This window comes from Nonomuraea sp. NPDC003804 (assembly GCF_040610675.1).
In the GTDB taxonomy this organism is placed as follows: Bacteria; Actinomycetota; Actinomycetes; order Streptosporangiales; family Streptosporangiaceae; genus Nonomuraea.
The window spans coordinates 75,749-84,816 of the sequence record NZ_JBEXMT010000004.1 but is presented as its reverse complement, the minus strand read 5'-3'; the positions used below and the strand labels follow the sequence as shown (position 1 = coordinate 84,816).

9 protein-coding genes are annotated in these 9,068 nt (G+C 71.6%); 6 read left to right on the top strand and 3 right to left on the bottom strand.

Annotated features, from left to right (window positions below):
• Window positions 1-455: 455 nt before the first annotated feature.
• From ABZX22_RS06610 to era, 4 genes are read left to right on the top strand one after another with little or no spacing between them, the layout of a single operon-like run.
• Complete coding sequence (locus tag ABZX22_RS06610; protein WP_354906584.1) at window positions 456-1,097, top strand: hypothetical protein; 642 nt, start codon at window positions 456-458, stop codon at window positions 1,095-1,097.
• A 9-nt stretch (window positions 1,098-1,106) separates the two neighbouring features.
• Complete coding sequence (locus ABZX22_RS06605; RefSeq protein WP_354906583.1) at window positions 1,107-1,427, top strand: cytidine deaminase; 321 nt, start codon at window positions 1,107-1,109, stop codon at window positions 1,425-1,427.
• A 1-nt stretch (window position 1,428) separates the two neighbouring features.
• Complete coding sequence (locus ABZX22_RS06600; RefSeq protein ID WP_354906582.1) at window positions 1,429-1,911, top strand: NUDIX domain-containing protein; 483 nt, start codon at window positions 1,429-1,431, stop codon at window positions 1,909-1,911.
• Window positions 1,912-1,925: 14 nt separating this feature from the next.
• Window positions 1,926-2,828: a GTPase Era gene (gene era, locus ABZX22_RS06595; RefSeq protein WP_354906581.1), complete on the top strand. Its 903-nt coding sequence runs from the start codon at window positions 1,926-1,928 to the stop codon at window positions 2,826-2,828.
• Window positions 2,829-3,064: 236 nt separating this feature from the next.
• Here era and ABZX22_RS06590 read toward each other — a convergent pair whose 3' ends face one another.
• Window positions 3,065-3,523, bottom strand: a complete 459-nt coding sequence (locus ABZX22_RS06590) for a hypothetical protein (protein WP_354906580.1) — start codon at window positions 3,521-3,523, stop codon at window positions 3,065-3,067.
• Between the two features lie 355 nt (window positions 3,524-3,878).
• Between ABZX22_RS06590 and ABZX22_RS06585 the strand changes: the two genes are divergently transcribed.
• The gene (locus tag ABZX22_RS06585; protein ID WP_354906579.1) at window positions 3,879-5,231 is read left to right on the top strand and encodes an erythromycin esterase family protein; all 1,353 of its coding nucleotides are present in this window, start codon (window positions 3,879-3,881) and stop codon (window positions 5,229-5,231) included.
• Between the two features lie 108 nt (window positions 5,232-5,339).
• Here ABZX22_RS06585 and ABZX22_RS06580 read toward each other — a convergent pair whose 3' ends face one another.
• The gene (locus ABZX22_RS06580; protein ID WP_354906578.1) at window positions 5,340-6,563 is read right to left on the bottom strand and encodes an MFS transporter; all 1,224 of its coding nucleotides are present in this window, start codon (window positions 6,561-6,563) and stop codon (window positions 5,340-5,342) included.
• A 100-nt stretch (window positions 6,564-6,663) separates the two neighbouring features.
• On the opposite strand from ABZX22_RS06580, the gene ABZX22_RS06575 reads away from it, so the two are divergent.
• Entirely contained in the window at window positions 6,664-7,143 is a 480-nt protein-coding gene (locus ABZX22_RS06575; protein WP_354906577.1) for a MarR family transcriptional regulator, read from the top strand.
• A gap of 251 nt (window positions 7,144-7,394) precedes the next feature.
• On the opposite strand, the gene ABZX22_RS06570 is transcribed toward ABZX22_RS06575, so the two are convergent.
• On the bottom strand, window positions 7,395-8,924 hold the full coding sequence (locus ABZX22_RS06570; RefSeq protein WP_354906576.1) for an endonuclease/exonuclease/phosphatase family protein: 1,530 nt from the start codon (window positions 8,922-8,924) through the stop codon (window positions 7,395-7,397).
• Window positions 8,925-9,068: the final 144 nt, after the last annotated feature.

Here is a 9,068-nt window from a genome sequence, read left to right as displayed (position 1 = left end):
CGGCGCATGAAACACCGCGCGGACCCGGCGCATGAAACACCGCGCGGACCCGGCGCAAGGCCGCGCCGAGCGTCGAGTCCGCACAAGACATCAGAGGGTTCGCCAAAGCCGCAAGTGTTCTACAAGCATCTTGCAAGGCCCTCCGAGCACGATGTTTCTCGACACCCTGTGCGGTGGGTGTCGGAGGGAGTCACCGAGGTGCCGGAAGGGGTTCGCGGCGCGGAGGGGGCTCCGGGGGGAACGCGACGCCCGGCTTGCTAGCCGCGGCCAGGCGTTGCACTTCGTCAAGGGTGCTCTCGCCCGGGTTGAACCGGGCGAGAGCACCCTTACAGGTTTTCCAGCGTCTTTTCCACACAGGTAATGAAGTTGGCGACTCCGGTGGATTGCCGTTTTCGTCGACGGGGGAGATATGCCGTCGGCGTGAGCGATCATCGGGGGAGATCATGGCGCTGATCATGAGAGCGGCACTCGTCGCTATGGCCTGCGGGCTGCTGGTCACCAGCCTGGCCGGGTGCGCCGAACGGCGTCCCTACGCCGAGTCGGCAGCCACCGAGGAGAGCGCCCGGCTGCGGGGCATCCTGCGCGGCCAGCCCGTCCTGCCCGACGGGTTCTCCCCGAAGGCGGGCGCGGCGTGGCGCTCGCCGTTCCTCAAGACGGGCGCCCAGTGCGCGGCCGCGTTCCAGACGGCGGCGGGACGCCCGCCCGCGCGGGCGCTGGAGGCGCACGCGGCAGCCAGCTACCAGGGCGACGTGCTCGGCGAACTGGCCGCGGTCGGGGTGGCCGTCTACGGCGGCGCCCAGGCCGCGTGGCACCTGGACGAGCTCGGCCGGACCCTCGACCGCTGCCCCCGGATGGAGGTGACCGAGCCGGGACGGGCCACCCGGCTGCGGCTGTCCCCGCTCACCCTTCCGCCGCTGGGCGACGAGGCGGTCGGCAGGCAGCTTCGCGGACGGCTGAACGGCTACCCCTACGCCCTCGACGTGGTGTTCGTCCGCCTGGGCGACAGGCTGCTGTCGCTCGTCCACACCGGCCTGGGCACCGTCGACCTCCAGCGGACCGAACAGCTCGCCAAGACGTTCGCCGAGCTGGCTCGCTAACCTTGGCTCGTGACTCTCGATGCCGAAGACTCCAAGATCATCACGCTGGCCCGCGCGACCAGGGCGCGCAACGCGGCGCGGGAGGGCGCGGCGGTGCGCGACGAGACAGGCCGCACCTACGCCGCGACCAACGTCGCCCTCGCCTCGCTGACGCTGTCGGCCGTGCAGGTGGCCGTGGCCATGGCGGTCTCCGGCGGCGCCCGGTCGCTCGAGGCGGCGGCACTGGTCACGGAGGCCGAGAGCGCGAGCGAGAACGACGAGGCGGTGGTCCGCGAGCTGGGCGCCAAGGCGCTGTTCGTGGCGGGCCCCGACGGCACGCTCAGGGCCTGACATGGCCATGTCGCCGTTCCTCGCCGACCTGCGCAAGCAGGTCGGCAACAGCCTGCTGATGCTGCCCGCGGCCACCGGCTGCGTCTTCGACGACGAAGGACGGCTGCTGGTGGCCCGCCACGCCGGCGAGCAGGGCAGCTGGGCGCCGCCGGGCGGCGGCATCGACCCCGACGAGCGTCCCGAGCACACCGTGGTGCGCGAGCTGCGCGAGGAACTCGCCGTCGACATCGAGGTGCGGGGGCTGATCGGGGTGTTCGGCGGGCCCGAGTTCCGCACCACCTACCCCAACGGCCACCAGGTCGCCTACGTCAACGCCGTCTACGGCTGCGCGATCGTCGGCGGCACGATCACGCCCGACGGCGAGGAGATCACCGACGCCCGCTTCGCCACCGAGAGCGAGCTCACGAGCCTGCCGATGCCCGCCTGGGCGCCGCGGGTCCTGCCCCAGGCTTTCGCCTGGTGGCGAGAGCGCTGGTCGGCATAGGCGAGAATTCATAGGTGACCAGTAACCATCGCGCCGGGTTCGCCTGCTTCGTCGGCCGCCCCAACGTCGGCAAGTCCACGCTGATGAACGCGCTGGTCGGCACCAAAGTGGCGATCACCTCCTCCAAGCCGCAGACGACCAGGCGCGTCATCAGGGGCATCGTGCACCGCCCCGACGCCCAGCTGATCATCGTCGACACTCCGGGCCTGCACCGCCCGCGCACGCTGCTCGGCGAGCGGCTCGACAGCCTGGTGCTGTCCACCCTGACCGAGGTCGACGTCATCGGCTTCTGCGTGCCCGCCAACGAGCCGATCGGCAAGGGCGACCGCTTCATCGCCGAGAAGCTGGGCGCGGTCAAGCGCACACCCGTCGTCGCCGTGGTCACCAAGTGCGACCTGGCGTCCAGGGAGCAGATCGCCGAACAACTGCTGGCCGTGTCCCAGCTGGCCGAGTTCGCGCACGTCGTGCCGGTGTCGGCCAACCGCGGCGACAACCTCGACGCCCTGGCCGACGTGCTCATCTCCGAACTGCCCGAGTCGCCGCCGCTGTACGAGGGCGGGCAGCTCACCGACGAGCCCGAGCAGGTGCTGGTGGGCGAGCTGATCAGGGAGGCGGCGCTCGAAGGGGTGCGCGACGAGCTGCCCCACTCGATCGCGGTCGTGGTCGACGAGATGCTGCCCCGAGAGGGGCGCGACGACCTGCTCGACATCTACGCGCACATGTTCGTCGAACGTCCGTCGCAGAAGGCGATCGTCATCGGGCACAAGGGCGAGCGGCTGCGGGAGGTCGGCACCAAGGCCCGCAAGCAGATCGAGGCGCTGCTCGGCACCCGCGTCTACCTCGACCTGCGCATCAGCGTCGCCAAGGACTGGCAGCGCGACCCGAAACAACTGCGCCGCCTGGGCTTCTACGACTGATCCCCGCGCCTCCACCCGGACCGTCCCGTGCGGGCACCCGGGATCGACGTCCCGTGCGGGCATCCGGGCCGTCCCTGGATCGACGTCCCGTGCGGGCATCCGGGCCGTCCCGGGACCGACGTTTCGTGCAAACATCCGGGGCACAGCCCGAGAGCCGTGCGGGCCGATCGTTCCGCCGCCGTCCGTGGGCCGTCCGGTTCGGGGGGCGTCGCGCGGGCGGGACGGGGACGGGTCGGTCAGCGCTGGCGAGGGCGGGGGAGGGCGAGGAGGGCGAGGGCGGTGACGGCGAGCGCGGCGGCCAGCGCGGCGTACCAGCCCGGCCGCAGGCCCGGCTCGATCGACAGCACCCCGAGATCCACCGACACCCGGTCGCCGATGCCGCGCGGGTCGGCCACGTACACCACCAGCAGCACGGCCGCGGCCGTCCCCGGCAGCGCGGCGAGCGCCGTCAGCAGGCGGCCGCGCAGCAGGCCCGCCAGCCCGAACGCGGCGGCGGCCAGGCCCGCGACCAGCGTGTAGACGCCGAACGGGTCGTCGACGCCGCGCATCTCCTGGCTGATGCCGGCCCCCAGCACGTCCAGTCTGGCGTCGATGCCCGCCCACGGGAGCAGCGCTGACAGGGCGAGGAGCAGCCCCGCGAGGACGACGGCGGCGGCGACGCCGCGTTTGCTGGGGCGTGCGAGAGTGTCGGCCACGCCCTCACGATACGCCGCGACACCCGCGAGGCCGATGCTGTCAACGCCATGGCCGCCCACGACCCCGCGTCTCCTGCCCTGCCCGCGCCCGCCGTCCCGCGGGCGACGTCTCACCGACCGCTCCGGGGGATGGTTGGGCCGGTCGCGCGGTGAGGTCAGCACAGCCGCCGGGCCGGCTCGTGGCGGCCTCCGGGTAGTGCCGGCCCCACCCTGACGCGCCTGCTCGCCGTACCCCGAAGACGCTGGTCAGCGTCATGGGGGGCGCGATCGCGCGGCCATACTCTCGTCGGCGTATCGATTTCACCGTGAGGCCTGATCCGTCTCACGTGGCAGGACGCAAGGTAAGGGGTAAGGCATGGACAGGGACCGGAGGCGCATCGGCCGGTGGGGGCTGCGGGCGACGGCGGTGATCGCGATGGGAGCGGTCCTCGCCCCCGTGGCGGCCCAGGCGGCCTCGGCCGGCACGACCGGCGGGAAGCAGGACCCGGTCCGCGCGCTGGAGCGGGCGGCGCACCCGCTGCGCTCGACCGAGCCGGGGAGCAAGACGGCCGACCTGCGAGCGCTGGGAGCGATGATCGGCGACGCCAAGGTGGTCGGCCTCGGCGAGGCGACCCACGGTTCGCACGAGTTCTTCGCCATGAAGGAGCGGGTCTTCCGCTACCTCGTCGAGGAGAAGGGCTTCACCACCTTCGCCCTGGAACTGGGCTGGTCCTCGGGACTTCAGATCGACGACTACCTCCAGACCGGCAAGGGCGACGCACGCGAGATCGCGACAGCGGCGCTGGCCAACTCGCCGTGGGACAGGGAGGAGTTCGTGAGCCTCATCGAGTGGATGCGGGACCACAACCGCCGCCACCCCGGCCGCACGGTCCACTTCATGGGCAACGACATCGGCGCCCCCACACTGAGCGACGACTTCTTCGAGCGCGTGACCGGCTACGTGCGGCGGACCCACCCGGAGTCGCTGCCGCACCTCACGGACCTCTACGCCGGTCTGCGCCCGATCGACGACGTGTTCGCCTACCTGGGCAAGCCGCTCGCGGAACGGCAGCGGCTCGCCGCCAAGGCACGGCAGGCCCTGAACCTGGTCAGCAGCCTGAAGGGCACGGACGAGGACGAGTTCGAGCTCACGGTCCAGAACGCCCGGTCCATCTCCCAGACGGCCACGTTCCTCGCCTTCGACCTCACCGACAAGGCCTGGCTTCCCGTCGCGCAGCGCTACCGCGACCAGGTGATGGCCGACAACACCGCCTGGTGGCAGCGGCGCACCGGCGACAAGATGCTGCTGTCGGCGCAGAACGACCACGTCGGCTACGTGGCCGGCCAGCCCGCGCTGTATCCCAAGACGCAAGGGTCGTTCCTGCGGGACACGCTGGGCCAGAAGTACGTTCCCATCGGGTTCACCTTCGACCGGGGCTCCTTCCTGTCGAAGGACGCCGCTCTCGGCGGCGACTGGAAGAAGTTCACCGTGGGCGCGGCCGGGCCCGGCACGAACGAGTACACCCTCGACAAGGTCCGTCACCGCGACTACTACCTCGACATCCGCACCGCCCCGGCCGCGGCGCGCGCCTGGCTGGAGGTCGTCCGGCCCACGCGCAACATCGGCACGCAGTACCCCTACCCGCTCGCCGACCTCGCGCTCGCCCGCTCCTTCGACGTCCTCATCCACCTCCACGACGTACGGGAGGCCGACCAACGGAAGCCGTGACGGCCCGGGAGGTATGACGGCCCCGGGCCGTGACGGCCTGGGGCGTGTGACGACGGTCCGGGGCGCGTGGCGGTCCGGGCGGTGCCACCTTCACCAGGTGAATCCTGGTCAGACCCGCTCCGCCGCGGCGACCTCGGCGGTGGCGCGGGCCGGGCGCCTGGCCTGCCTGCGGTCCAGCAGTCCCGAGACAAGGGCCAGCACGAGCGCCGAGCCGGCCATCAGCGCGCCCACCCAGTTCGGGGCGGTGATGCCGAAGCCGCCGGAGATGACCAGACCGCCCAGCCACGCGGCCAGCGCGTTGCCCAGGTTGAAGGCGCCGACGTTGACGGCGGAGGCGAGCGTCGGCGCGCCCGAGGCCAGGTCGAGCACCCGCTTCTGCAGCGGCGGCACGGTGGCGAAGCCGAGCAGGCCGATCAGGACGACGGCGACCGCCGAGGCGAGCTGGGAGTAGGCGGCGACGGTGAACAGCGCGAGCACGACCGCGACGGCGGCGAGCGAGCCGTACAGGAGCGGCATCAGCGCGCGGTCGGCCAGGCGTCCGCCGATCAGGTTGCCGATCACCATGCCGATGCCGAGCAGCACCAGCATCCAGGTGACTCCGGACTCGGCGAAGCCCGCGGCCTCGGTCATCATCGGCGCGATGTAGGTGATCGCGGCGAAGACGCCACCGAAGCCGAGGACGGTCATCGCCATGGCCAGCAGTACCTGCACGTCGCCGAAGGCGGCCAGCTCGCGGCGGAGCAGTCCCTTCCCGCCGTGTATGCGCTTGTTGGCGGCGGTGGGCGCCTCGTCGGCGGGCACGAGCGCGGCGACGCCGATCACCGCGAGCACGCCGAGGGCGGCCACGGCGGCGAACGTGAGGCGCCAGCTGGTCTGCTGGCCGAGCCAGGTGCCGAGCGGGACGCCGACGACGTTGGCGAGGGTGAGTCCGGTGAACATCAGCGCGATCGCGCTGGCCCGCTTCTGCGGGGCGACGAGGTTGGCGGCCACCACCGACCCGATGCCGAAGAAGGCGCCGTGTGCCAGGGAGGTGACGATCCGGCCGGCGAGCATGAGGCCGAAGGCGGGCGCGACCGCCGAGAGCAGGTTGCCCGCCACGAAGATGACCATGAGGGCGGTGAGCATGGTCTTCCGGGGGACGCGGGTGCCCAGGATCGTCATGATCGGCGCGCCGATGAGGACTCCCATGGCGTATCCCGAAGCCAGGTATCCGGCCGTGGGGATGGAGACGCCGAACTCCGCGGCGACCTGGGGCAGCAACCCCATGATGACGAACTCGGTCGTCCCGATCCCGAAGGCGCCGATGGCCAGGGCCAGGAGTGCGATGGGCATGACAGATCCCTCGACTAGAAGAATGGAACGCGTCCACAATAATTGCATGCGCGGGATATATGCAAGCGCCGACTATTGCACGAGGAGGTAACCTGAGGTCATGCCGAACCTTCGGGCACAGAGCTGGTGCACGCTGTCCGCGCTGCACAACAGGATCGACGCGCACATCGAGCGCGCCCTGCAGACCGCGCACGACCTCAGCGTGCGGGAGTACTCCGCGCTGGTGCTGCTCAGCGCGCAGCACCCGGGCGAGGGCGGGCACCTGATGATGAACCAGCTCGCCGACGCGATCGGGCTCAGCCAGAGCGCCACGACGAGACTCGTCACCAGGCTCGAGGACCGCGGGCTGCTGTCGCGCTACCTGTGCGCGACCGACCGGCGGGGCATCTACACCGACGTCACCCCCGCAGGGCTGGACCTGCTGGCCAAGGCGCAGCCGACCAACGACGCGGCGCTGGCCGAGGCGCTGGCCGAGGCCGAACGGCAACCGGAGCTGGCTCCCCTGGTGGCGGCGTTGCGCGCGCTCGACTCCACCTGGCCCCAGGTCCCCGCGCCCGCCGAGGCGCGCCCGGGGGCCTGACGCGACACGGGATGGCGGGGCGCGCCCTCCCCGCCGGGGTTCAACCTCACCCGCCGTCGGGCGGCCGAGCTCTCCCGGCGTGCCGTCCATGACGTCGTGGCGGGCCGGCACCTGCCGGCCCGCCTGCCGCGCGCGACCCGGCGGCGGCATGGATGAGCAGGCGTTCCTGCTCGTGTGGGTAAGCCGCGGGGCCAGGCCGTAGAGAGGCGCGGGCTCCCGATCGTCGCGCGACCGTGCCGGACCCGTTCGGGCTACTCGACCCCGAACACCGTCAGCACCGCCGCGTGGTCAGAGGTCCAGAGGTTGTCGCGGTGGCCGGGAATCGGCGCCGGGTTGCCCTCGACGACCGCGGCCGAGCTCTGGACCCGCAGGTCGCCCTTGTAGTGGATGAAGTCGATGCGGTCCTTCGGCTCCGGCTCGCCCTTGTGGGAGTCGTGCCCGTAGCCGCCGGTGAAGGTGGTGTAGATCGGCGACCAGGTGATGCCCGGCTCGGCGACGGGGTCGGGGTTGGCGACGCGGAAGGAGTCCTTCAGCCCGGCCCGCTCGGGAACGACGGAGGTGGGCCACGCCACCGCGTCGTAGCCGCACTTGTTCGCCTCGGGCGTCCAGTCGAGGTGGGAGGGGGCGTTGAAGTCGCCCATGAGCAGCACGGGGGTGCGCTCCGAGGCGGCCAGGTCGCCCTCCATCGCCTTGATGACGCCCTCGATCTGCCTGGTACGGCCGGACTCCGCCTCCCTGACCATCAGCCGCTCGACCGGGTACTTGCCGAAGCAGGCGTCGTAGGGCCCGTAGGGGGTGTAGCCGAGGTGGACGTTCCACAGCGCCATCTCGGTGCCGCGCCGGTCGTCGACCTTGATCTTCACGTTGGCGGCGGGCAGCCCTGACTGCTGGGGCAGCGGCCCGCGCGAGGTGATCGGGTAGCGGCTGACGAAGCCGACGTCGGGACCGGCCTGGTAGTGGTCCCAGCCGAGCGCCTCGCCCAGGTCCTTGGCGGAGGTGCCCGAGCTCTCCTGCACGCCCACCACGTCGATGTCGTGGTCGAGCAGGAACTTCAGCTGCTTCTCCCGGCCGCCGCGCACCTGGCTGCCGCCGTGCCAGAGGTTCCAGCTGAGCGCCTTCAGTTCGGGCACCAGCGGCGCGCCGGGCGGCCTGACATCCACGCTGACCTGGGCGGTGGCGCTCTCGCCTCCGTCGTTGACGGCCTCGACGGTGGCGGTGACGGTCTTGGCCGAGGCGGCGGCGGGCGGGGTGCCGGTGATGGTGCCGTCCTGGGCGACGTCGAGCCACTCGGGGCCGCTGACCTTGCGGAAGCCGGTGACCTGGCCCCTGACCAGGCCGCGGACGGTCGCGGTGTAGGGGCTCTCGGCGCGGGCGTTGCGCAGCGGGATCGTCCCGGTGACGAAGCGCAGAGCCTCGTTGCTCACGATCTTCAGTTTGGCGGGGGCGGCCAGCCACTGGTAGCCGTCCTTGGCCAGCGCGTAGGCGACGTAGTTGCCGGGTTCGAGGCCGTCGGTGTCGAGGCTGGCGGTGCCGCTGCCCTGCGGGATGTAGACCCACTTCAGCGATGCGCCGACGTACTTCTGGTCGACGGGGCCGTTGCCGGGGTCGCTGTAGAGGCCGATCCAGTTCTTGGGGTCGGGTGCGGGGGTGGAGTAGCGGAGCTGGACGGGGTCGCCGGCCTTCACCGAGGCGGAGACGGGGGTGAGGGTGCCGTCGGGGGCGGCGGCGGTGAGGGTGGCGGCGGCGAGGAGGGCGGCCGCGATGGAGAGAGTCCTGCGCATGGAGGAAGCATCCATGACGCGAGTAAAGCCCAGATGTACACAGATTGACCAGTCGTCATTTCCACTAGCTGGACAAGTGCGCGCAGCTTGTCTGAACAAGCCATCCTGGGAGGATCTCCCTGCGCCATGGGAACGCAAAGGGCG

Bases quoted from the DNA above. Each gene is read 5' to 3' on its own strand.
- ABZX22_RS06610 (WP_354906584.1), top strand. From the start codon at position 456: ATGAGAGCGGCACTCGTCGCTATGGCCTGCGGGCTGCTGGTCACCAGC.
- ABZX22_RS06600 (WP_354906582.1), top strand. From the start codon at position 1,429: ATGGCCATGTCGCCGTTCCTCGCCGACCTGCGCAAGCAGGTCGGCAAC.
- ABZX22_RS06585 (WP_354906579.1), top strand. From the start codon at position 3,879: ATGGACAGGGACCGGAGGCGCATCGGCCGGTGGGGGCTGCGGGCGACG.
- ABZX22_RS06580 (WP_354906578.1), bottom strand. From the start codon at position 6,563: ATGCCCATCGCACTCCTGGCCCTGGCCATCGGCGCCTTCGGGATCGGG.
- ABZX22_RS06575 (WP_354906577.1), top strand. From the start codon at position 6,664: ATGCCGAACCTTCGGGCACAGAGCTGGTGCACGCTGTCCGCGCTGCAC.
- ABZX22_RS06570 (WP_354906576.1), bottom strand. From the start codon at position 8,924: ATGCGCAGGACTCTCTCCATCGCGGCCGCCCTCCTCGCCGCCGCCACC.